Genomic DNA, 21,880 nt, shown 5'->3' with positions numbered 1-21,880 from the left:
GTCAGACTGTCGGCGCGACCATGACGATGGGGTTCCCAGGGTGCGATTCCATCAGGTAGGTCCGGGTCAGCCCGAGGCGGCCGGCAGGACGACCTCGAAGCGGCAGCCGCCCGGAACGTTGCGGACGGCCGCGTGGCCGGCGTGGGCCTCGACGATGCCGCGGACGATGGCGAGGCCCAGTCCGGCCCCCGCGGGAGGCGTTCTGGCTCCGGTGCCGCGCCAGCCGGTGTCGAAGACCCGGGGGAGGTCGTCGGCGGGGATGCCGCCGCAGCCGTCGGTGACGGACAGGACCACGGAGTCGGCCTCTCGGTGCGCGGAGACGGCGACCGTTCCGTCGGCCGGGGTGCGGTGGATGGCGTTGGCGAGCAGGTTCGCGAGCACCCGCGTCATCTCGCGGCCGTCGACCTCCACCGGCACGGACTCGACGCCGTCGCCGATCAGCCGGACCCCGTGCTCGCGGGCCAGCGGATTGGCGCCGGCGATGGCGTCGCCCACGAGGTCGTAGACGGACATCCGGGACGGCACCAGGGCGAGCACTCCCGCCTGGATGCGGGAGAGTTCGAAGAGATCGCCGACCATGCCGCTGAGGCGTTCCACCTCGGTCCTGATCTGCGCGTGGTAGCGCGCGGGGTCCTCCGCTATGCCGTCCTCCAGCGCCTCGGCCATGGCGCGCAGCCCGGCGAGCGGGGTGCGCAGATCGTGCGAGATCCAGGCCACCAGCTCCCGGCGGGACGCCTCCAGTGCGCGTTCGCGCTCCCGCGACGCGGCGAGCTTCGCGCTGGTGGCGGCCAGTTCGCGGCCCAGGTCGGCGAGTTCGGCGGTCGGCGGGCCGGCGGGCGCGGCGAAGATGTCGCTGTCGCCGAAGTCGCGGGTGGCGCTCGCCAGCGCGCGGCTGCCCGCGACGACCCTGCGGCCGAGCAGCAGACTCACGCCCAGCGAGACGACGGCGGCCATCGCGCAGACCGTTATGACCACGCCGAGGTCGTGCGAGGACAGGAACATCGCCCAGGCGACCGAGAGCGTGCCGGCGAGCATCGCCGCCACGGTGACGGCGGCGACCACCGCGAGCGACAGCGCCACCGACCGGTTCCGCAGCAGCCGCAGCGCCAGCGCGCCGAGGAGTCCGGCGGCCGCGGCGCCGACCGCCGCGTAGGCCGCGATCAGCAGGACGTCATGCATCGGGATTCACCGTTTCCTGTACTGCCTCGTGTGCCGCCGATTCCGCTCCCGCGGGCACGGGATCCGCGGGCGGAGTGCCCGGGGGCGGGTCGAAGCGGTAGCCGACACCCCAGACCGTGCTGATCAGCAGCGGCCGGGCGGGATCGTCCTCGATCTTCTCGCGCAGCCGCCGCACGTGCACGGTGACGGTCGACAGATCGCCGAACTCCCAGCCCCACACCCGCCGCATCAGCTCCTCGCGCCCCAGCACCCGCCCGGGATGCCGGAGGAAGAACGCGAGCAGGTCGAACTCGCGGATGGTCAGGGCGAGTTCCGTGCCGCCGTGGATGGCCCGCCGGGCGGCCGGGTCCAGGGCGAGCGGCCCCGACCGCAGCCAGGGGCCGGCGGGCGGCGGTGTCCCGGCGCGGCGCAGTACGGACTCCACGCGCAGTACCAGCTCGCGCGGGCTGAACGGCTTCGTGACGTAGTCGTCCGCGCCGACCTCCAGGCCGAGGATCCGGTCGTCCTGGTCGCCGCGGGCGGTCAGCATCACGACCGGGACGGGGCCGCGCTCGCGTATCCGCCGGCACACCTCCAGGCCGTCCAGGCCGGGCAGCATCAGATCGAGGACGACGAGGTCCGGGCGGACGGCGGCGGCGCGGGCCACCGCGGTGGGTCCGTCGGCGGCCCGGTCCACGACGAAGCCGGCGCGCAGGAGGTACCCCGCGACGACTTCGGCGACGGTCGGATCGTCGTCCACGACGAGGATGCGGCGCTGTACGGGATCGGTGGTCACGCTTCGAGTCTGGCACCGAGCGGTGGGACCGGGCTCCCGGGCCGGGGCTCAGGAGGCCGACGTCCGCGTTTCGTAAGGATCCAAAGTCCGGAATGTCGGTTTCTGCTTCGTAGGGTGAGGAGCGTGACCAACCCAACGACACCGCCCGTCGACGTCGTACTGCCGTGCCTGGACGAGGCCGGTGCCCTGCCCTGGGTGCTGGAGCGCCTTCCGTCCGGCTGGCGCGCGATCGTCGTCGACAACGGCTCGACCGACGGTTCCGCCGACCTCGCCGCTTCCCTCGGAGCGACGGTGGTGTGCGAGCCGGTGCGGGGCTTCGGCGCCGCCTGCCACGCCGGACTGCTCGCCGCGACCGCCGACATCGTCTGCTTCTGCGACTGCGACGCCTCGCTCGACCCCGCCCTGCTGCCGTCCGTCGCGGACCCGGTGCTGCGGGGTGATCTCGACCTGGTGCTCGGCCGCCGCAGGCCGACCTCCCGTGGCGCCTGGCCGCCGCACGCCCGGGTCGCCAATCTCGAACTGGCCCGGCGGATCCGCCGCCGCACTGGCCTGCGGTTGCACGACCTCGGCCCGATGCGGGCCGCGCGGCGTACCGCGCTGCTCGGCCTGGAACTGGCCGACCGCCGGTCCGGCTATCCGCTCGAAATGCTGGTCCGGGCGGCCGACGCCGGCTGGCGGATCGCCGAGACCGACGTCCCGTACGCGCCCAGGACCGGCCGCTCCAAGGTGACCGGCACCTGGCGCGGGACCTGGCAGGCGGTCCAGGACATGAGCGCCGTACTGCGGCAGCCGGCGGTCGGCCCGGCGGAGGGCGGCACGGCGGCGGACGGCCGGACCGCCGAGGTCCCCGCGCCCGCGCAGCCCACCCGGGCCGTTCCCGCCGGTCAGGCCGCCCGATGACCGGCGCTCCCGGCGGGACGACGCTGCTGGTGATCGCCAAGGAGCCGGTACCGGGACGGGTCAAGACCCGGCTCACCCCGCCGTACTCGCCGCGGCAGGCGGCGGCGCTGGCCGAGGCGGCGCTCGCCGACACCCTCGACGCGGTACTGCGCGCCCCGGCCCGCCGCCGGGTGCTGGTGCTCGACGGCGGGCCCGGTCCCTGGCTGCCGCCGGGCTTCGACGTCGTTCCGCAGGCGTCCGGCGGCCTGGACGAACGGCTGGCGGCGGCCTTCGCCGGCTGCGCCGGGCCCACGCTGCTGGTCGGCATGGACACCCCGCAGCTCACCCCGGCCCTGCTGGAGCCGGCGCTGCGGCCGGACGCCTGGCTCGGCTGCGACGCGTGGTTCGGTCCGGCGGAGGACGGCGGCTTCTGGGCGATCGGCCTCGCCGAGCCGGATCCCTTGCTGTTCCCCGGGGTGCCGATGTCGACGGACCGGACGGGCGAGATCCAGCGCCGCCGTCTCACCGAGGCCGGGCTGCGGGTCCGTGATCTGCCGGTGCTGCGCGATGTGGACACCGCCGCCGATGCCGCCGAGGTCGCCGGCCTCGCACCCGGCTCACGTTTCGCCGCCGCACTGCGGGCGGCCGACCTCCCACCAGGGCCTCTGAGGATCCTGCCGATGCCGGCGCGGCACGCCGCTGCCGGCCGGGCGGAGGCCCGATGACGCCGGTGGACGGCGCGACCGCGACGATCGCGCAGCGGCCCGAAGTCCCCGCCCCCGCTCCCTGGATCGACGACCCGTACGCGCACGCGATCCGTTCGGGACAGGGCCCGCTGTTCCTGCGCAGGGCCGACGGCTGGCTGCTGCCGCTGGACGTGGAGCGGTGGTGCGCGGCGCCGGACGCCGCCGACACCGCGCTGCTGTTCCGGTGCCGGCGCGGCCCGGTGCTCGACATCGGCTGTGGACCCGGCCGGCTGGTGGCGGCGATCGCGGCCACCGGCGTACCGGCCCTCGGCGTGGACGTCAGCCCGGCGGCCGTGGCCCGCACCCGCGACATCGGGGGAGCGGTGCTGTGCCGGTCGGTCTTCGACCGGCTGCCCGCCGAAGGCCGCTGGGGCACGGCACTGCTGATCGACGGCAACGTCGGCATCGGCGGCGACCCGCGCGCACTGCTCGCCCGGGTCGGCGAACTGGTCGCCCCCGGCGGCCGGTTGCTCGTCGAGGCGGCGGCCTACGACGTCGACGAGCGGTTCACCGTACGGGTGGAGGACGGCCGGGGACGGTACGGCCGGGACTTCCCCTGGGCGCGGCTGGGCGCGGCCGCGCTGCGGTCGGCCGCCGACGGCGCGGGCTGGACGACGGTCGAGGAGTGGTCCGTGGCCGGCCGGCACTTCGTGGAGCTGTGGCGCTGCTGAGACCGGTGGCCGAGGACCGTCCCGGGCCGGCGCTCACGCCCACGTACGGTCCAGGAAGTCGGCGATCAGCGGTGCGATCTCCCCGACGCACTCCTCCAGCGCGAAGTGCCCGGTGTCGAACGAGTGCACCTCGGCGTCCGGCACATCACGCAGGAACGCGTGCGCTCCGGCCTCCACGAAGATGGCGTCGCGGTTCCCCCACAGCACCAGCGTCGGCGGCTGGTGCTTGCGCAGCCAGGCCTGCCACTGCGGGTACAGCTCGACGTTGCGGTGGTAGTCGTAGGCCAGCTGGAGCTGGATCACGTCGCGCCCCGGCAGATCGAGGAAGTGCTGGTCGAGGAGCCAGCTCTCGGGGGGCACGGTGGACGCGTCGGTCGTGCCGCCCTCGTACTGGCTACGGGTGAAGCCGGGGGTCAGCATCTGGCGCAGCCGCTCCTCGGAGCCCTCGGTCCCGGGGCGTTCGGCCACGAAGGCGCGGGCGATCGGGCTGAGCCCCTCCTCGTACGCGTTGCCGTTCTGCACCACGAGCCCCGCGATCCACTCCGGGTGGCGGGCGGCGAGGCGGAAGCCGACCGGGGAGCCGAAGTCGAAGGCGTAGAGCGTGAAGCGGTGCAGGCCGAGGGCCTCGCAGAAGCCCTCCACGACGTCGGCGAGCAGGTCGAAGGTGTAGGTGAGGGAGGCCGGCGCGTCGCTGTGCCCGAAGCCCGGGTAGTCGGGGGCGATCAGGTGGTAGCGGCCACCGAGCGCGTCGATGAGCCGCCGGTACTGGTGCGAGGCGGACGGGAAGCCGTGCAGCAGGAGCAGGGTCGGGGCGTCCGGGTCGCCGGCCTCGCGGTAGAAGACGCGTACGCCGTCCACGTCGGCGAACCGGTGTGCCACTCGGGGAAGTTCCAGAGCCGTCATCGCGCGTGCCTCCCATGTGTGCCGGCGGGACTGTTCCGCCGACACACACATGCTAATGCTTGAGAGGATCTCTATGCATTAGTTTTTGGGAAGAGAGCGAAATCGGCGCAGCGCCGCCCAGCCGGCCGCCAGAGCGGTGAGCACGGCCACCGCTCCCAGCACGATCAGCGTGTTGCGGGGATAGTCCAGCGGAAGCACCGACGGGTTGGAAGTCGCGGCCGGCCGCAGCAGGAACGGCAGCGCCACTGCGGTCAGGCACGCGGCGGTGATCAGCCCGGCGCGCACCGGCCGCCGGATGTGCGGCGGCAGCCACCGGGCCAGCACCGCGCCGACGGCCAGGACCACCGGCGTCAGCACCGCGTCGTGCAGCACGATGGCGCCCGCCAGCCAGAACAGCACCTCGACCGGCGCCTTCACCTCACGGTTCGTGAACAGCTGTACGGCGCCCAGCACCATCGCCGCCACACCCACCGCGCCGAGCGCGATACGCGCCTTCATGCCAGCACCTCCAGCCGGGAGACCCACTTCGTCTGCAGCACACCCGGCCGGTTCGGCGCGATGATCCGGGCCGGGAAGCCGTGGTCGGCGGAGAGCGGCGCGCCGTTCAGCGTCAGCGCCAGCAGCGTCAGCGGATCACGTGCGTACGTGGCGCCCATCTCCATCACCGAGTAGGCGCCGCCCTGTTGCAGGGACACCACCCTGAGCCGCGCCCCGCGCGGGGCGCCCGCCCGGTCCAGCAGATCGCGCACCCGCACACCCTCCCAGTGCGCGCTCTTGCTCCAGCCCTCGACGCAGGCGATCGGCAGCAGCGAGGCGTGCTGCTCCAGGGCGCGCAGTTCGGGCAGCGTCAGCTCGTACGGCCGCGGCCCGGCGACCCGCAGCCGCCAGTCCGCCAGCCGGGCGGCGGTGATCCCGGCCGCCGCCGCGGTCTTGTTGACGGGCAGTCCCTGCGGGCCGTGGTCCGGATGCCGTGGCGCGAGCAGGTCGAAGTCCTTCAGCGGGGTGAAGGACTGCCCGACGGTCGTCAGAGTGACCGCGCCCACCGCCGCGCCGACCCCCAGCACGAACGCCCGCCGGTCCGGCCCGTCCGCCGCGGGCAGTTCCACGGTGCCGCCCGACCGCCGCGACCAGTGCGCCGCGATGACGGGCGCCTTCACCGCCAGATGCAGCAGCAGCGCGCCGATCGCGACCCAGGCCAGTGCCCAGTGCACGGGCACGAAGTTCCACGGCCACGGGTACCACTGCAGGGTGTTCAGCAGCCCGGTGAGCAACTGCAGCAGCACCGTCCCGACCAGCACCGCGATCGACAGCCGCTCCAGCGCCTTGCCGACCGACCTGGCCGGCGGCCAGGCGAAGAGCCGCGGGTACACCGTCCACAACTTCGCGAACAGCAGCGGGATCGCCGCGATGCCGGTCGCCACGTGCAGCCCCTGGGTGAGCCGGTACCCCCACGACGGGCGGCTGGGCAGCCGGTCCGCCGCCCAGTCCGGCGGGTGCTGGAGATAGTGACTGACGAGGCCGGTCACGAAGCAGACCGCGATGGCCGCGCCCAGCGCGCGGCCGACGACCGTGGCCGTCCGCGCGTCGTGCAGCCGCCCGGTGAACGCCCCCTCGCGCAGCGGGCCGCGCCGCAGCCAGGCCGGCGGATCGGGGAGCGCGAGCCGCGCGCGGGGAGGAACGGGCGGACGGCTCGGCGGGGTACTCGGCACCGACGGGGTGCTGGGCGGCGGGGTACTCGGCACGGACGGAGTGCTGGGCGGCGGAGTGCTCGGCGCGCTGCCCCGGGAGCTCTTCGGCGGGTCGCTCGGCGGGTCGCTCGGCGGGTCGCTCCGGGGGCTCGGAGGCTTCGGGGGACGCTCCCCGTCTGATGGATTCTGCATGCCTCCATCACACCCCCGACCAGGGCTCCGGCAGGGGAGGCGACTCCTTACGGAATGCGGACGCGCCGCCGAGACCTTACGGAATGCGGACGCGGGGCCCGGCAGGAGCCCGCCGGGCGGCTCCACCTGCCACGGTGGGCGGTGTGGGAGTCCGCACCGTATGCACCTCAGTCCTCGTCGCCGCGCTGACCGCCGTCGTCGCCGTCACCATCCGGTCAGGAGGTTCCGAGGCACACCCGCGCCACCTTCTGTACTGGTACGCGGCGGCCTGGGTGCTGTTCGCCGGAGCCGTATGGGCGGTCCGCAAGGTGCCCGTGCGCGCCGCCGTGGTCCTGGTGCTCGCCGGCAGCGCCGCGCTGTCGCTCGCCGCGCTGAGCGGCCCGCCGCGCACCAGCAGCGACATGTACCGCTACGCCTGGGACGGCCGGGTGCAGGCCGCGGGCATCTCCCCGTACGCCCATCCGCCCGCCGCGCCGGAACTGGCCGGGCTGCGCGACAGCTGGCTCTTCCCGCCGGGCCCCGACTGCTCCTTCCCCGACCTGAGTACGGCGGGTGCGGACTGCACCCGCATCAACCGCCCGGCGGTGAACACCATCTACCCGCCGGTGGCGGAGGGCTGGTTCCTCGCCGTCCACGCGCTGTCGCCCGACGACGCCCGCCACAAGCCGACCCAGATCGCGGGCGCGCTGCTGGCCGTCGGGACCAGCGCCGCCCTGCTCCTCGTCCTGCGGCGGCGCGGCGATCCACGGCGCGCGGCGCTGTGGGCCTGGTGTCCCGCGGTGTCCTTCGCCGCCGTCAACGACGCGCACGTCGACACGCTCGGCGTGCTGCTGACCGTGCTCGCGCTCGGAACGTCCGTCCTGCCGCGCCGCGGCGCGCTGCTCGGCGCGGCCATCGCCGTCAAGCTGCTGCCCGCGGTCGTCCTGCCGGGCGCCCTCGCCCGCCGGGGCCCCCGCGACGCCGCGCGCGTCCTGCTGCCCGCCGTTCTGGTGATCGCGCTCGCCTATCTGCCGTACATCCTGACCTCCGGCTTCGGCGTCCTCGGCTATCTGCCCGGCTATCTGCAGGAGGAAGGGTACGAATCAGGCAGCGTCCGCCGGTTCGCGCTGCTGCGGCTGTTCCTGCCGGACGGCGTCGCCGCCCCGGTCGCGGTGGCCCTGATCGCGCTGACGGCCCTCTACGTCATGCGCCGCGGCGACCCCGACCGGCCGTGGAGCGGCGCACTGCTCGTCACCGGCACCGCGCTGCTCCTGACCTCGCCCTCCTACTACTGGTACGCCCTGCTCGTGATCGCGCTGGTCGCGCTCGACGGCCGCTGGGAGTGGCTCGCCGTCCCCCTCGCGGGCACCGTGCTCTACATCGGCAACGCCATGGGCGCGCACGGGAGTTGGCTGCAGTCCTGGTCCTACGGGACGGCGGCGGTGACGGTGCTGGCCGGGGCGGCACTGCGGGCCCGCGCGGCGGGGCGGGGGAGCGGGCGCCGGGCACCGGCCGTGCCGGAGCAGGCCGGGGCGGATGCGATCGGGCTGGAGTCGGCCTCGGCCGGCGCGGGCGCGGGGGTCACTCCCCGGTGACGCCGTCCGTCAGTTCGCGCAGGAGGTCGGCGTGGCCGTTGTGCCGCGCGTACTCCTCGATCATGTGGACGTAGACCCACCGCAGGTCGATCGGTTCACCGCGGCGCCGGTGGGCGAACGTCTCGTCGAGCGAGCGTCCCGCGGCGGCCCGGTCCGCGAGTTCGCACTCGGTGGCGAACACCGCGAAGTCGGCCTCGGCGGCGGCGCCGTCGGCGCGGTCGAAGTCACCGTCCGGATCGTCGTCGGGACAGTAGAGGTCGCCGAGGTCCGACCGGCCGTCGAGATGCATCCGGAACCACCAGCGTTCCACTTCCGCCATGTGCCGTACGAGCCCGAGCAGCGACAGCGTCGACGACTTCACCGGGCGCAGCGCCAGCTGCTCGCCGGTGAGCCCGGCGCACTTCGTGAGGAGGGTCGCGCGGTGATAGGTGAGCCAGCTCTCCAGCGAGGCGCGCTCGTCGGCGACCATGGGGGGATCGGTACGCGGTACTTCGGGTGCGGTCCAAGTCATCCGCACATGATGACGGCGGGAGGTGGCGATCGCACCCCGTTATCGCTCCTTGACCTGCTCGGAGGGGGTCGGACCCGGTTCTCGGCGTTATCCTCCGCGCGGAGGTAAAAGTGAACGATGAACTAAATCCGAGCCGTCCGCTGGCGGTCTTCGACCTGGACGGCACCCTCTGCGACACCAGGCACCGGCTGATCCACCTGGAGCGGCAGCCGAAGGACTGGGCCGCCTTCTTCGCGGCCGCGGTGGACGACCCGCCGCTGACGGAGGGCGTGGCACTGGCGCTGGCAACCGCCGTCGCATGCGACATCGAGTACGTCACCGGCCGGCCGGAACGCTGCCGCCGCGACACGGCGGCCTGGCTCGAACGCCATGGGCTGCCGCCGGGCCGGGTGTGGATGCGGACCGACAACGACCGCAGGCCGGCCCGCGTCACCAAGCTGGAACTCCTGCGGCGGCTGGCGCGCAAGGGCGAGATCCGCCTGGTCGTCGACGACGACAAGCAGGTCTGCGACGCGTACAAGGGCGCCGGATTCACCGTACGACGGGCCCGCTGGATGGAATCCGCGCCCCTGCTGGAGCAGGCCCAGGACGGCGAAGGTCGCACCTGAGGCGGCGCACCGGGCGCATGCACCTGAGGCGCAGCAGCGGGCGTACCCGACGCAGTCGGCCGCGGGGGGCCGGACCGGCGCCTCCCCCCACCCCCGCGGCCTTGCCTGCTCCTGACAGGGACAGGCTGCGAACGCGCGGGCGGGGGAGACTGATCGGTATGGACACTCCCGCGGAACTCGGCGAATTCCTGCGCACCCGCCGCGCCCGGCTGCGGCCGGAGGACGTCGGACTGATCTCCTACGGCGCCCGGCGCCGGGTGCCGGGCCTGCGCCGCGAAGAGCTGTCGCAGCTCGCCGGCGTGAGCGTCGCGTACTACACCCGGCTGGAACAGGGCCAGAGCAACAACGCCTCCGAAGGCGTGCTCGACGCCCTCGCCGCCGCGCTGCGCCTCACCGAGGACGAGCACACGCACCTGCGCAACCTGGCGCGCCCCGGCCGCACCAAGCGCCGCCCGGCCGAGCGTCCCGACAGCGCCAGGCCGGGGACCCGGCAGCTGATCGCGGCGATGAGTGACGTGCCCGTCGTCGTCGTGGACCGGCGCTTCGAGGTGCTGGCGTGGAATCCGCTGGGGCACGCGCTGACCGCGGGGCACCTCGACGCGCGGAGCCCCGAGCGCCCCGCCGACCGCCCCAACCTGCAGTGGCTGCTCTTCCTCGACCCGCACACCCGCGAGCTGTACCCGCGCTGGGACGAGGAGGCCCGGCGCGCGGTCGCCTCGCTGCGGCTGGCCGCGGGACAGTACTCCGAGGACCGGCGGCTGGCCGAGCTGATCGGCGAATTGTCGATGAAGAGCCCCGAGTTCGCCGCCCTGTGGTCGCGCCATCCGGTGAACGGCTGCACCTTCGGTGCGAAGGCGTTCCACCACCCGACGATCGGCCCGCTGGAGCTCTCCTTCGAGATGCTGCAGGTCCCGGACGACTCGGGGCACCGGATGCTGATGTACAGCGCCGAGCCGGGCTCCTCCTCCGAGGCGGCGCTGCGCCTGCTCGGCACCGTCACCCGAAGCGCCGTCACCCCGACCGCCGTCACGCCGACCGCCGTCACCCGAACGGAGCAGCCGACCGCCCCCCGGGACCCGAAGGCCGCGATGCTGAACCCAAGGGGTGACAGTCGACCGGAAAGCAGGTGACCCGCTGTGAGTCCCGACAAGTCGACGTCCAGCAGGAAGTCAGGCCGGGAGTGGCTCACGCCGGGCCGGATCGTGGTGGCCGTGCTGGCGGTGCTCGGCCTCGTGTTCATCTTCGAGAACACCCGGCAGGTCAAGATACGGCTGATCATTCCCGAGGTGACGATGCCGCTGTGGCTCGCCTTCCTCGCGGTGGCCGTCATCGGCGGAATCTGCGGCGCCTTCTTCTCCCGCCGCAAGAAGTGACGCGGGGGTCGGGGCCGGCGCAAGCTCACCCGGGACTGGATAGGACCAGGGACCGGCTCAGGCCCCGTCGGCCGGCGCGCGCCCCTGGAGCTCCCTGCCCAGGCACACGCTGAGCTCCTCGTACCGGTAGAGCCCGAACTTCGTCACCGGGGTGTAGCTGCACGACTCGTACAGCGCGATGGCCTCCGGCTGCTTCGTGCCGGTCTCCAGGACCATCCGGGACCGCCCGGCCGCCGCCGCGCTCGCCTCCAGCTCGGCGAGTATCCGCCGCGCCAGCCCCCGGCCCCGCGCCTCGTCCACCACGTACATCCGCTTGAGCTCGGCGTCGCCGTCCGAGTGCCCTTCCGGCGACTCGTCCTGCGCCCGCCAGCCGCCGCTGGCGACCGGCTCCCCGTCCACGTACCCCACCAGGTACAGGCCCCGGGGCGGGTCGAACTGGGCGGCGTCCATCGGGGTCAGATCGCCGTCGCCGTACCGCTCGACGTACTCCAGCTGCACCCGGTCGTTGAGCTTGACCGCGTCGGGGTGGTCGTAGCGCCTGATTCGAATCTCCACCACGGCATCGTACGTGCGTACGCCCGCGGGCCCGCCTCCGTGCCCCCCCGTGCCCGATCAGCGCACGTCACGGTCGCGTAGGCTGCCCTGCGCCGATATCCGCAATACGGGAGCATGCTGTGCTGACTGTGACGACCGTGAATGTCAACGGGCTCCGCGCCGCCGCCAAGAAGGGGTTTTTGCCCTGGCTGGCGGCCACCACCGCCGACGTGGTCTGTCTGCAGGAAGTACGTGCCGAGGCCGATCAGCTCCCGGACGAGGTCCGCGAGCCGGACGGCTGGTCCGCCTTCCACGCCCCGGCCGCCGCCAAGGGCCGCGCCGGCGTCTCGATCTACAGCCGCAGCGAGCCCACCCGCGTCCAGATCGGATTCGGCTCCGCCGAGTTCGACAGCTCCGGCCGCTACCTCGAGATCGATCTGCCGGGGATCACCGTCGCCAGCCTCTATCTGCCCTCCGGTGAGGTCGGCACCGAGCGCCAGACCGAGAAGGAGCGGTTCATGGCCGAGTTCTTCGTCCATCTCTCGGAACTCCGCACCCGCGCCGCCGCCGAAGGCCGGGAGGTGCTCGTCTGCGGCGACTGGAACATCGCCCACCGCGAGGCGGACCTCAAGAACTGGAAGACCAACCGGAAGAGCGCCGGCTTCCTCCCCGAGGAACGCGCCTGGCTCAGCAAGGTCTTCGAGCAGGGCGGCTACACCGACGTGGTCCGCCGGCTGCACCCCGAGGCGACCGGCCCCTACTCCTGGTGGTCCTACCGCGGCCGGGCCTTCGACAACGACGCGGGCTGGCGGATCGACTACCACGTCTCCACGGCAGGCCTCGCGGAGAAGGCCACGTCAGCCGTGGTGGAGCGGGCCGAATCGCACCCCGAGCGCTGGAGCGACCACGCGCCCGTGACGGTGGTCTTCGACCACTGAGCGGCTCACCGGGCCTACCGGTCTACCGGTCCTAACGGGCCTACCGGGTCAGCCGGTGGAGGCCAGGACGCTCGCGAGGTCGTAGCGGACGGGCTCGTCGAGCTGGGCGTACGTACAGCTGTCCGGGTCCCGGTCCGGGCGCCAGCGGCGGAACTGCGTCGTGTGCCGGAAGCGGTCGCCCTGCATGTGGTCGTAGGCGACCTCACACACCCGCTCGGGCCGCAGCGGCGTCCACTCCAGGTTCTTGGCTCCGCTCCACCGGCTGGGAGCCCCCGGCATCCGGTCGGTCGCGTGCGCCTCCTGGTCCTTCCACGCCGCCCAGGGGTGCTCGTCCGGTTCCGCCATCCGCAGCGGGGCCAGCTCCGCCATCAGCTCCTCGCGGCGGCGCATGGGGAAGGACGCGCACGCGCCCACGTGCTGCAGCCGGCCGTCCGCGTCGTACAGCCCGAGCAGGAGCGAGCCGATGACGGGGCCGCTCTTGTGCTCGCGGTACCCGGCCAGGACGCAGTCGGCGGTGCGCTCGTGCTTGATCTTCACCATCAGCCGCTGGTCGGGGCGGTAGAGCAGCTCCGGCGACTTGGCCACGATGCCGTCGAGACCGGCGCCCTCGAAGCGGCTGAACCACTCCTCGGCCACCGCCAGGTCCATCGTCACCGGGGCGACGTGCACGGGCGCGGTCACCTCCGCCAGGGCCCCTTCGAGGGCGGTACGGCGCTCCCGCAGCGGGGTGTCCAGCAGCGCGGCGTCGCCGAGGGCGAGCAGGTCGAAGGCGACGAAGGAGGCGGGCGTGCGCTCGGCGAGCAGCCGGATCCGCGATTCGGCGGGATGGATGCGCTCCTGCAGGGCGTCGAAGTCCAGCCGGTCGCCGGAGACGATGATGATCTCGCCGTCCACGACGCAGCGGTCCGGCAGCTGCTCCAGCAGCACGCTCGCCAGCTCGGGGAAGTACCGGGTGAGCGGCTTGCCGTTGCGGCTGCCGATCACGATCTCGGGGCCGTCGCGGTGCACGATCGCGCGGAATCCGTCCCACTTGGCCTCGTACTGCATCCCGGCCGGAATGCGCGCTGCCGCCTTGGCCAGCATCGGCTTGACCGGCGGCATCACGGGAAGCTCCATGGTCCGAGTGTGCGGCCGCCCGCGCCCCGCCGCCTCTCGCGGAGCGGCACGGCCCCGGAGGCGCGCGCCCGGAAGCGGTCCTAGCGTGGAGGCATGGCAGAAGCGCTGGAGCTGCGGATCGGCGAGCGGACGGTGCGGCTGACGCACCCGGACAAGGTGTACTTCCCCGAGCGGAACCTCACCAAGTTGGACCTGGCCAACTACTACCTGGCCGTCGGCGAGGGCGCCCTGCGGGCGCTGCGCGACCGCCCGACGACGCTGCAGCGCTTCCCCGAGGGCATCGCCGGGGAGTCGTTCTTCCAGAAGCGCGCCCCGAAGGACCTCCCGGACTGGACCCCGACCGCCCGTATCGCCTTCCCCAGCGGACGCTTCGCCGACGAGACCTGCCCGACCGAGGTCGGCGCACTGCTCTGGGCCGCCAACCGCGGCTGTCTGACCTTCCATCCGTGGCCCGTGCGCCGCGCGGACACCGACCACCCCGACGAACTGCGCATCGACCTCGACCCGCAGCCCGGCACCGACTACGCGGACGCGGTGCGCGCCGCGCACGAGCTCCGCGATGTGCTGGAGGGGCTGGGCCTGCGCGGCTGGCCCAAGACCTCCGGCGGGCGCGGCATGCACGTCTTCATCCCGATCGCGCCCCGGTGGACCTTCGTCGAGGTCCGCCGGGCGACCATCGCCATCGCGCGCGAGCTGGAGCGCCGGATGCCCGAGCAGGTCACCACCGCGTGGTGGAAGGAGGAGCGCGGCGAGAAGATCTTCGTCGACTACAACCAGATGGCCCGCGACCGCACGATCGCCTCCGCCTACTCCGTCCGCCCCTTCCCGCACGCACCGGTCTCCGCGCCACTGCTCTGGGACGAACTGGACAGCGCCGTGCCACGGGACTTCGACCTCGTCTCGATGCCGGCCCGCTACGCGGAGGTCGGTGACCTCCACGCGGACATGGACGACCACGCCTTCGACATCACCCCCGCCCTGGACCTCGCCGCCCGCGACGAACGCGACCACGGCGCGGGCGACCTCCCCTACCCGCCCGAACACCCGAAAATGGCCGGCGAACCGAAACGGGTACAGCCGAGCCGCGCCAAGCACTGAGCCGCGGGCGCCGAGCTGCGGATCACCGTAGGCGATGCCTCCGACAACGAGCCGGCCCGGCGTCCGGACGGGGGTCCGTCCGGGCGCCGGGCCGTCGTGCTCAGCTGTGGTGCTCCTTCGTGCGGGTCGGGGTCAGCGGTGGAGGTTGAGGCGGTGGACGCCGCCGTCGGTGGTGCCGACGTAGAGCGTGCGGCCGTCGGGGGTCGCGGCCAGGTGGGTGGTGTCGGTGTTCTGCAGGCCGGTGGAAATGTTGTGCCAGCTCAGACCGTGGTCGGTGCTGCGCAGCACGCCGCGGCCGCCCTGCAGGAGGCCACTGGCCCCGGAGCGGTTGGTGGCCGCGTAGAGGGTGTCGCCGACCCGGAGCAGGTCGGAGACATGGATCGCGAGGGCGCCGGTGTCCGCGGTGCGGAAGGTACGGCCGCCGTCGGTGCTGACGCGGACGTTCTCGCCGCCGATGACGAGCCGCTTGCCGTCGAGGTCGATCGCGGCCACCGGGCCGTCGGCGACCTTGGTGACGGTGACCCCGCCGTCGTCCGAGCGGTAGAGGCCGGCGGAGTTGCCGAGCCACAGCCGCAGCGGATCGGCGGGATCGCCCACGATGGTGTCGAAGGAGCGCTCGTGGAAGAGGTTCTTCCACGTCGCGCCGCCGTCAGTGGTGGCGAACAGCCCCTGGCCCAGCAGGCTCCGGAAGCTCACCATCACCCGCTTCGGGTCGGCGGGGTCGACCAGGAGCGCGGTCGGCACCTCCGACGACGTGCCGCGCACCTCCCAGGTGGCGCCCGCGTCGGCGCTGCGCTGGACGACGAACGTGCCGACCGCGGTGCGCCGCACCTTCCAGATCACGTTCGGCTCCTTGGCCGAGACCGCGAGCTGCGACACGGTGACGCCGACCCTGCCCTCACCGCCGGACTGGCCCCATTCGGGGCTCGCGACGGGAAGAGCGGTGCGGTAGATCGCGCTGTCGGTGGCGGCCAGCAGATGGCCGCCGGTGATCGCGAGATCGTTGACGGTCAGTCCCTGGACGCCGATCCGCCGGTATCCGGTGCCGTTCGCGGGACCCCGGTAGAGACCGTCCTGCTCCATGGAGACGGAGACGGAACCATCGCTCCAGCGGTCGTAGTCCATCGGTACCGCCGCGCGCGCCGGCGCCGCGACCGTGGTCCACGTCCGTCCGTGGTCGTGGCTGAGCCGGCCGCTGCCGGTCAGCGTGCTCAGGTACAGGTCACCGCCCGAGACGGTCAGGCCGAGGCCGCCGAGCGGCATGGGCAGCAGGGTGGCCCAGGTCTTCCCGCCGTCGTGGGAACCGACGACTCCGGTGCCGAGGACGTACACCGCGATGACCGAGGAGTCGGCGGCCAGCCCGCCGACGTTCTTGTCGACCGAGTCGAACAGCCGGCGTGCCTCGCCGGGGTTGCCCGAGCCGATGCCGGAACGGGTCCAGACGCCGCGGGGCGTCGTCATGTAGAGAGTGTCACCGGTGACGGTGGCGCTGGTGATGTCGCCGGTGACGCCGGTCGGATACGTGGTCCAGTGCTCGCCCGCGTCGGTGCTGACCAGCAGGGAGCCGGCGGCGACCGCGACCAGCGTGCGGGTCTGCTCATCGGCGGCGAACGCCGTGATGCGGGTGTCGGGGACGCCGAGCTTGCGCCAGGTCCGCCCGTTGTCGTCGGTGCGCAGGATGGCGCCCTGCCGGCTGAAGTCGTGAACGCTGTTCACGGCGTACCACCAGCGGTCCGGATTCTTCGCGTCGACCAGGAGCGGTCCGGTGCCGTCCGCGACCGGCAGCCGGCTCAACTGGCGCCAGGTGGCGCCGTTGTCGGTGGTCAGCCAGGGAGCGGCCTTCTGGTACTGGGTGAGCACGGCCTGCCCCGGCCGGTTCGGCGAGAGGGCGACCCAGCCGGATTCGCTGTTGGGACCGACCGGCTCCCAGCGGTCCTTGCGGCTGTCGACCGGCGTCACCTCGAAGGCACTGGAGCCGATGAGGCGCTGCCCGGAGCCGGCGGTGCCGCGCACCGAGACCCGGTAGGCGCCGGCCGCGCTGCCGGTCACCTCGGCCTGGTAGTAGCCGCTGGCGGGGTCGAGGTGGGAGGCGACGTCGAAGGCCTTGCCGCGCGGCGGGGTGACCGTGACGACCGGCGGTGCGGCCAGCCGGGTCGGCGCCGCGATGTGCACGGTCGAGTGACCGTCGCTCGGGTCGGGCGCGGCCTGGACGGCCAGGTACCGGACGGCGAGCAGATAGGGCACCCCGATCGCCGGTCCCCGGTCCGGAGTCGCCGTGAGACGGCCGCTGATCTCGGTGTTGCCGGCCGGGCGGTCGACGCGCAGCGAGACCGTGACGGTCGCGGTCCCTCCGGCGGGTACGGTGACCCGCTTCGGCGAGACCGTGGCCGGTCCTTCGGTCCTGAGGGTGGTCGTGACCGGCCGGTTGCCGGAGTTCCGCAGCGTCACCTTCGCGGTGTCGCCGACGTCCCGCCGGGACAGGTCGGCGAGTCCGAAGGACACGGACGCCGGTGAGGCGCTGACCGTGGCCGAGGCGGCAGCGGCCACATCGAGCCGGCCCGAGCCCTGTGCCGTGGCTCCGCTGTCGCGCAGCGGCTTCGCGGTGCCGACCAGCGCGGCCTTCACCTCGGCGGGCGCCTGGCCGGGGTGCAGCTGGCGCAGCAGGGCCGCCGCTCCGGCGACGTGCGGGGTCGCCATCGACGTGCCCGACATGCGGTACTGGCCGGGCCCGTACAGCGACTTGGGGATGGTGGAGCGGATCTCCACACCGGGCGCGACCAGATCGGGCTTGAGGCCGAAGCTCTGCGTGGGGCCACGCGAGGAGAACGAGGCGATCTGGTCGGTGGTGTCGGTGCCGCGCAGCGTCACCGAGACCTTCCCGGCGGCGAGCCGGGAGCTCAACTCCGTGTACTGGGTCGCGTCGATGCCCATGACCACCAGGTGGTCCATGCGCAACGAGTCGCCGGAGGCATCGATCCGCGCGGGCGAGGACGGCACCTGGGCCACGCCCGCTGCGGGCGTTCCGGCGGCGAACACCGGGCCGTCGTTGGTGGGCAGGCCGGCCAGCACGGCGAGCGCGCCGCGCTTCTCCGCTTCCTGCGCCCACTCCACGGCGCTGCCCGACAGGTCCCGGACCTCGGAGGCGACGAGGAACTGGGCCCGCACGATCTTCCCGCGGACGTCGCCGACCCGCTCCCAGTCCTCCGGGGTGCCCTCGCCGACGTCGACGAGCTGCGCGGTGACGGGGCGCTCCGGCGGGTTCGCGGACAGGATGCCGCGGTAGGTCTGGATCAACTCGGGCTTCTTGCCGGCCAGATACGCGCTGGGCAGCCGGAGGTTGCTGGTCGACGCGCCGACCGAGATCACCCCGTCGGCCGTGCCGGGACTGCTGACCGTACCCAGGCCGGGGCCGTCGTTGCCGGCCGCGGCCACCACGACCACACCGGCCCGTACGGCCGCGGTCGCGGCCAGGCCCAGCGGGTCGGTGCCGTCGCCGGGACCGCCGAGGCTCATGTTGATGACATCGGCACGGTGCGGGTTGGCCGGATCGGACGCCGCCTCGATCCCGGCGATGATGTCCGACGTGTAGCCGGCGCCTTCGGCGTCCATCACCTTGTAGGCCAGCAGGTTCGCGTCGGGCGCCACGCCGGTGATGCCGCCCTTCTCGGCGGCCTTCCCCGCGATGATGCCGGCGACGTGGGTGCCGTGGCCGTTGTCGTCCATCGGGTCCTCGTCACCGTTGACGAAGTCGTGCCCGCCGACGACCTTGTGGCCCTTGCCGAGTCCGCCGCCCAGATCGGGGTGGGTGTAGTCCACCCCGCTGTCCAGGATCGCGACGGTGGTCCCCTTGCCGGTGACGCGGCTGCCGGCGGCGTCCTTGCGCTGCCACACGTCGGGCGCGCCGATCAGCGGCACGCTCACATCCGTCTTCGCCAGCACCCGGGTGTCGGGCAGGACGGCGGTGACGCCCGGCAGCTTCGCCAGCCGCGCCACCTCGGACCCCGGCACCGTCATCGCGACGGCGTCGATGAGCAGACCGAGCTTGCGGGTCGAGGAGGGGTGCAGCCCGGCGTTCTTCGCCGAGCCGAGGAAGGTCTCCTGCCGGGCGTCCAGCGCGCGGCGGGCGGCACCGACGCCGGAAGCGGCCTCGGCGGACAGCAGCGATCCACCGGGCGCGGCGGTGACCGCGGCGTTCCCGGACAGTTCGACGATCACTCGTTGCGACGGGTCGGGCGTGGACGCGGTGGCGGCACCCGGTATCGCCGCCAACGTGCCGGCGAGGACGACGGCGGCGAGACCGGCATGACGCGATCTTCGTGAGTTCATTGCCATACGTAAAGGTCCTAGTGGTATGGGCACTTGCCGCACAATGAATCTTCGTGGCCCATTGCTGCCGCTGGCACAACTGGGCCACCATCCGTCCATGACTCCCGAGACGCCGGAACTCACGGCGGCAGGCATCGATCCGTTCGACGAGAGCGTCTACCGCGCCGTCCTGACCCGGCGTACGGCGGCGCCGGCCGAACTCGCCGCTGACCTCGGCTGTTCGGCCGAGCGGGTCGCCCGGGCGCTGGACCGGCTCCGCGACCACGGGCTGGTCGGCCGGCTCGCCGGCGCCCGCCGCCGGTACGCCGCGATCGAGCCGGGGGCCGCGGTCGAGGCGCTGGTGCGGGCCAGGAGCAACGACCTGGAACGGGTCCGCTCGGCCGCCGCCGAGCTGTCCCGGCTCTTCGCCGCCGCGCGCACCGGCGCGACCGACGAGGACGAGGTGGAGATCACCACCGGCAGCGAGGCCCTCGGCCGCTGGTTCGTCCGCCTCCAGCAGGAGGCCCGCGAGGACGTCATGACCCTGGACCGGCCGCCGTACGCCCTGACCACCTCCAACCCGGTGGAGGCCACGGCGCTCGGCCGCGGCGTCCGGTACCGCGCGGTCTACGCCCCCGAGGCGCTGGAGTGGCCGGGGGTCCTCGACGACATCCGTGAGCTGGTCCGGCACGGCGAACAGGCCAGGGTCCTGCCCGGTCTGCGCATCAAACTCGCCATCGCGGACCGCAGGCTCGCCCTGATGCCGCTCTCCCTCGACCTGAACGACGTCCGCGCCGCGGTGATCCGGCCGTCCACCCTGCTCGACGCCCTCACCGACTACTGGGAGATGTGCTGGAAGCAGGCGCTGCCGCTGAACGCCCCCGCCGACGACCCCCTCGACGAGGAGGACCGCCTGGTCCTCACCCTCCTGGTCAGCGGCCTCAAGGACGAGGCGATAGCCCGCCAGCTCGGCTGGTCCGTCCGCACCATGCGCCGCCGCATCAGCCGCCTCCACGACCTCCTGGGCGCCGCCAACCGCTTCCAGGCCGGCGCGATAGCCGCCCGCCGCGGCTGGCTGTGAGGGCGCGCCGCGCGTCCTACGCGGTCGGGCCGGCGAGTTTGCCGGTGAACCAGGTCAGGGCGCGGGGGATGAGCTTCTTGAAGTCGGAGGTGTAGTGCCGGCCGCCGGGGAGCTCGTAGTACTCGATCCTGACGGGGGCGACGGCCTTCTTCACCCAGTTCTTGACCAGGTTGGTCTCGTACGACTCGCCGCTGCCCGCCGTGGCGAGGATGCTGACATCGGCCCTGCCCTGCTTGATGAGGGTGTTGGGGCTGTTGGCGAGACGGTCGGCCTCGTGACCCCGCCAGAGGCGGGAGTCCGGGTCGAAGTAGGCGTCCATCGGGATGGCGGCCTTGAAGACGTCGGGGTACTGGAGGGCGAGCTTCGCGCTGCAGAATCCGCCGGTGGACGCGCCCATGACACCCCAGCCGTCGCGGCTGCGCAGGGTGCGGAAGTTCGCCTTCACGAAGTCGGGGACGTCCTTGGCCATCCAGGTGCCCATCTTGGGCTGGCCGGGGATGTCGCTGCAGTCCAGGGCCGCGTTCTCGTGGGAATTGAAGTTCTGGACGGGCATGATCATGATGAACGGATGGGCCTTGCCCTGCCGGCTCAGCTTGACGTCGGCCTCCTGGATCGGGAGCTGGGGGTCGGTCCAGGTGTTGTAGCCGTTGCTCTGGCCGCCCGCGTACATCATCACGACGGGGAAGCCGTAGGCCGCGTACTTCGGGTCGCTGTACTCCGGAGGCAGCCACACCCAGACCTTCCCGGTGACGCCGGACTTCGCCCCGCGCACCGAGGTGACCATGATCGGGCCGGCCTTCGTCGACCGCGCCAGCTTGAGCTCAGCCTTCGGTCCGGTCGGCAGCAGCACCTTCGACGGCGTCGGCGCGGCGGTCGGCGTCCGCGGCCCGCCCTTGCCGTCGCCTTTCCCGGCGTCGGTCGAGAGGTGGTCGTTCGCCGGGGCGGAGCCCCCGTCGCCGGAGGAGCCGCAGCCGGCGAGAGCGGCGAGCGCGAGCAGCGCGGCGGCTACGGGCAGGACCAGGGGGCGGTGACGCCGGGAACGCGGATCCATGGTGGGAAATGCTCCGAACGCGAGATCGAGGACGAAAGGCACCTTCTAGGAGAGCAGGTCGCACGCTTTGGTTCCCGCGCGACGCGCGCGCCGCGCGCGCGGTCTACGCGCGAGGCTTCCCGCGCCACTCCGGGAGACACCGGGGAAACCCCCATACGGGCAGCAGCCGTGCTACCTTGATCCCAGTTGCAGTTTTGGTACCCATGAACTTTGTGTGCGCCTGACGGGATGTAACCCTCAGGCGCACTCTTGTTTTTACCGGTCATCTCCGGATGGGCACAATGCGGCGACGAGGAATCTGCGCAGTGCAGATTTCCGGCTCTGCACCTATTGAGGAGATTGACATGGCTTCTGGCACCGTGAAGTGGTTCAACGCGGAAAAGGGTTTCGGCTTCATCGAGCAGGACGGTGGCGGCGCTGACGTCTTCGCCCACTACTCGAACATCGCCACCCAGGGCTTCCGTGAGCTCCAGGAAGGTCAGAAGGTGACCTTCGACGTCACGCAGGGCCAGAAGGGCCCGCAGGCCGAGAACATCGTTCCCGCCTGACGTTTGACGCGCACCACGTAGTTGGGGCCCGCACCTGAGGGTGCGGGCCCCAATTCGTTTTTTCCGGTATTGCTTTGGCTCGTTTTTGCGATTCTTCGCCCGGTTTTCAT

The 21,880-nt window shown here is 72.9% G+C and carries 21 protein-coding genes; 11 read left to right on the top strand and 10 right to left on the bottom strand.

Going from position 1 to position 21,880, the window contains the following annotated elements; translation table 11 throughout:
- Positions 1-66: 66 nt before the first annotated feature.
- Together LNW73_RS05670 and LNW73_RS05665 are read right to left on the bottom strand one after the other, a co-directional pair.
- Positions 67-1,179, bottom strand: coding sequence for a sensor histidine kinase (locus LNW73_RS05670; RefSeq protein WP_250978411.1), 1,113 nt, complete (start codon positions 1,177-1,179; stop codon positions 67-69).
- Positions 1,172-1,954 (bottom strand): response regulator transcription factor, encoded by a 783-nt coding sequence (locus LNW73_RS05665; protein WP_250989176.1) that lies wholly within the window; start codon positions 1,952-1,954, stop codon positions 1,172-1,174. Before LNW73_RS05665 ends, LNW73_RS05670 begins: the two co-directional genes overlap by 8 nt.
- 114 nt (positions 1,955-2,068) lie before the next feature.
- Here LNW73_RS05665 and LNW73_RS05660 point away from each other — a divergent pair, with 114 nt between their 5' ends.
- Genes LNW73_RS05660 through LNW73_RS05650 form a run of 3 tightly spaced genes read left to right on the top strand, consistent with a single transcriptional unit; the run spans position 2,069 to position 4,250 of the window.
- Complete coding sequence (locus tag LNW73_RS05660) at positions 2,069-2,854, top strand: glycosyltransferase family 2 protein (protein WP_250989175.1); 786 nt, start codon at positions 2,069-2,071, stop codon at positions 2,852-2,854.
- Positions 2,851-3,558, top strand: a complete 708-nt coding sequence (locus tag LNW73_RS05655) for a TIGR04282 family arsenosugar biosynthesis glycosyltransferase (protein WP_250989174.1) — start codon at positions 2,851-2,853, stop codon at positions 3,556-3,558. Before LNW73_RS05660 ends, LNW73_RS05655 begins: the two co-directional genes overlap by 4 nt.
- Positions 3,555-4,250, top strand: coding sequence for a methyltransferase domain-containing protein (locus LNW73_RS05650; RefSeq protein ID WP_250989173.1), 696 nt, complete (start codon positions 3,555-3,557; stop codon positions 4,248-4,250). The genes LNW73_RS05655 and LNW73_RS05650 overlap by 4 nt, the downstream gene beginning before the upstream one ends.
- A 33-nt stretch (positions 4,251-4,283) precedes the next feature.
- On the opposite strand, the gene LNW73_RS05645 is transcribed toward LNW73_RS05650, so the two are convergent.
- The 3 genes from LNW73_RS05645 to LNW73_RS05635 all read right to left on the bottom strand — a co-directional run bounded on the left by LNW73_RS05645 (position 4,284) and on the right by LNW73_RS05635 (position 6,787).
- On the bottom strand, positions 4,284-5,153 hold the full coding sequence (locus LNW73_RS05645; RefSeq protein ID WP_250989172.1) for an alpha/beta fold hydrolase: 870 nt from the start codon (positions 5,151-5,153) through the stop codon (positions 4,284-4,286).
- Between the two features lie 78 nt (positions 5,154-5,231).
- Positions 5,232-5,651, bottom strand: a complete 420-nt coding sequence (locus LNW73_RS05640) for a hypothetical protein (RefSeq protein ID WP_250989171.1) — start codon at positions 5,649-5,651, stop codon at positions 5,232-5,234.
- The gene (locus LNW73_RS05635) at positions 5,648-6,787 is read right to left on the bottom strand and encodes a molybdopterin-dependent oxidoreductase (protein WP_250992815.1); all 1,140 of its coding nucleotides are present in this window, start codon (positions 6,785-6,787) and stop codon (positions 5,648-5,650) included. Before LNW73_RS05635 ends, LNW73_RS05640 begins: the two co-directional genes overlap by 4 nt.
- Positions 6,788-7,176: 389 nt before the next feature.
- On the opposite strand from LNW73_RS05635, the gene LNW73_RS05630 reads away from it, so the two are divergent.
- Positions 7,177-8,607 (top strand): glycosyltransferase 87 family protein, encoded by a 1,431-nt coding sequence (locus tag LNW73_RS05630; protein WP_250989170.1) that lies wholly within the window; start codon positions 7,177-7,179, stop codon positions 8,605-8,607.
- Here the strand turns inward: LNW73_RS05630 and LNW73_RS05625 are convergent.
- Positions 8,594-9,118, bottom strand: coding sequence for a DinB family protein (locus LNW73_RS05625; protein WP_250989169.1), 525 nt, complete (start codon positions 9,116-9,118; stop codon positions 8,594-8,596). The genes LNW73_RS05630 and LNW73_RS05625 overlap by 14 nt on opposite strands.
- 110 nt (positions 9,119-9,228) lie before the next feature.
- Here LNW73_RS05625 and LNW73_RS05620 point away from each other — a divergent pair, with 110 nt between their 5' ends.
- The 3 genes from LNW73_RS05620 (at position 9,229) to LNW73_RS05610 (ending at position 11,099) form a co-directional block, all read left to right on the top strand.
- Complete coding sequence (locus LNW73_RS05620; protein WP_250989168.1) at positions 9,229-9,726, top strand: phosphatase domain-containing protein; 498 nt, start codon at positions 9,229-9,231, stop codon at positions 9,724-9,726.
- Positions 9,727-9,884: 158 nt separating this feature from the next.
- Positions 9,885-10,856 (top strand): helix-turn-helix domain-containing protein, encoded by a 972-nt coding sequence (locus LNW73_RS05615; RefSeq protein WP_250989167.1) that lies wholly within the window; start codon positions 9,885-9,887, stop codon positions 10,854-10,856.
- Between the two features lie 6 nt (positions 10,857-10,862).
- A complete protein-coding gene (locus LNW73_RS05610; RefSeq protein ID WP_250989166.1) occupies positions 10,863-11,099 on the top strand; it encodes a DUF1049 domain-containing protein in 237 nt (78 codons plus the stop codon).
- A 57-nt stretch (positions 11,100-11,156) separates the two neighbouring features.
- On the opposite strand, the gene LNW73_RS05605 is transcribed toward LNW73_RS05610, so the two are convergent.
- Positions 11,157-11,654: a GNAT family N-acetyltransferase gene (locus LNW73_RS05605; RefSeq protein ID WP_250989165.1), complete on the bottom strand. Its 498-nt coding sequence runs from the start codon at positions 11,652-11,654 to the stop codon at positions 11,157-11,159.
- A 119-nt stretch (positions 11,655-11,773) separates the two neighbouring features.
- On the opposite strand from LNW73_RS05605, the gene LNW73_RS05600 reads away from it, so the two are divergent.
- On the top strand, positions 11,774-12,571 hold the full coding sequence (locus LNW73_RS05600) for an exodeoxyribonuclease III (RefSeq protein ID WP_250989164.1): 798 nt from the start codon (positions 11,774-11,776) through the stop codon (positions 12,569-12,571).
- 48 nt (positions 12,572-12,619) lie between these two features.
- Here the strand turns inward: LNW73_RS05600 and LNW73_RS05595 are convergent, their stop codons facing one another.
- Positions 12,620-13,687: an ATP-dependent DNA ligase gene (locus tag LNW73_RS05595; RefSeq protein WP_250989163.1), complete on the bottom strand. Its 1,068-nt coding sequence runs from the start codon at positions 13,685-13,687 to the stop codon at positions 12,620-12,622.
- A 93-nt stretch (positions 13,688-13,780) separates the two neighbouring features.
- On the opposite strand from LNW73_RS05595, the gene ligD reads away from it, so the two are divergent.
- Entirely contained in the window at positions 13,781-14,785 is a 1,005-nt protein-coding gene (gene ligD / locus LNW73_RS05590) for a non-homologous end-joining DNA ligase (RefSeq protein WP_250989162.1), read from the top strand.
- A gap of 132 nt (positions 14,786-14,917) precedes the next feature.
- Here ligD and LNW73_RS05585 read toward each other — a convergent pair whose 3' ends face one another.
- Entirely contained in the window at positions 14,918-19,111 is a 4,194-nt protein-coding gene (locus LNW73_RS05585; protein WP_285390653.1) for a S8 family serine peptidase, read from the bottom strand.
- Between the two features lie 97 nt (positions 19,112-19,208).
- On the opposite strand from LNW73_RS05585, the gene LNW73_RS05580 reads away from it, so the two are divergent.
- Complete coding sequence (locus LNW73_RS05580) at positions 19,209-20,171, top strand: helix-turn-helix domain-containing protein (RefSeq protein ID WP_198359525.1); 963 nt, start codon at positions 19,209-19,211, stop codon at positions 20,169-20,171.
- A 16-nt stretch (positions 20,172-20,187) separates the two neighbouring features.
- Here the strand turns inward: LNW73_RS05580 and LNW73_RS05575 are convergent, their stop codons facing one another.
- Positions 20,188-21,222: an alpha/beta hydrolase gene (locus LNW73_RS05575; RefSeq protein ID WP_250989161.1), complete on the bottom strand. Its 1,035-nt coding sequence runs from the start codon at positions 21,220-21,222 to the stop codon at positions 20,188-20,190.
- Positions 21,223-21,566: 344 nt separating this feature from the next.
- Between LNW73_RS05575 and LNW73_RS05570 the strand changes: the two genes are divergently transcribed.
- A complete protein-coding gene (locus tag LNW73_RS05570; RefSeq protein WP_069779708.1) occupies positions 21,567-21,770 on the top strand; it encodes a cold-shock protein in 204 nt (67 codons plus the stop codon).
- The last annotated feature ends 110 nt before the right edge of the window (positions 21,771-21,880 follow it).

The organism is Streptomyces sp. RKAG337 (assembly GCF_023701715.1).
In the GTDB taxonomy this organism is placed as follows: domain Bacteria; phylum Actinomycetota; class Actinomycetes; order Streptomycetales; family Streptomycetaceae; genus Actinacidiphila.
Note: the sequence above shows the minus strand (reverse complement) of the source record. Positions and strands in the feature narration are given on the sequence as shown.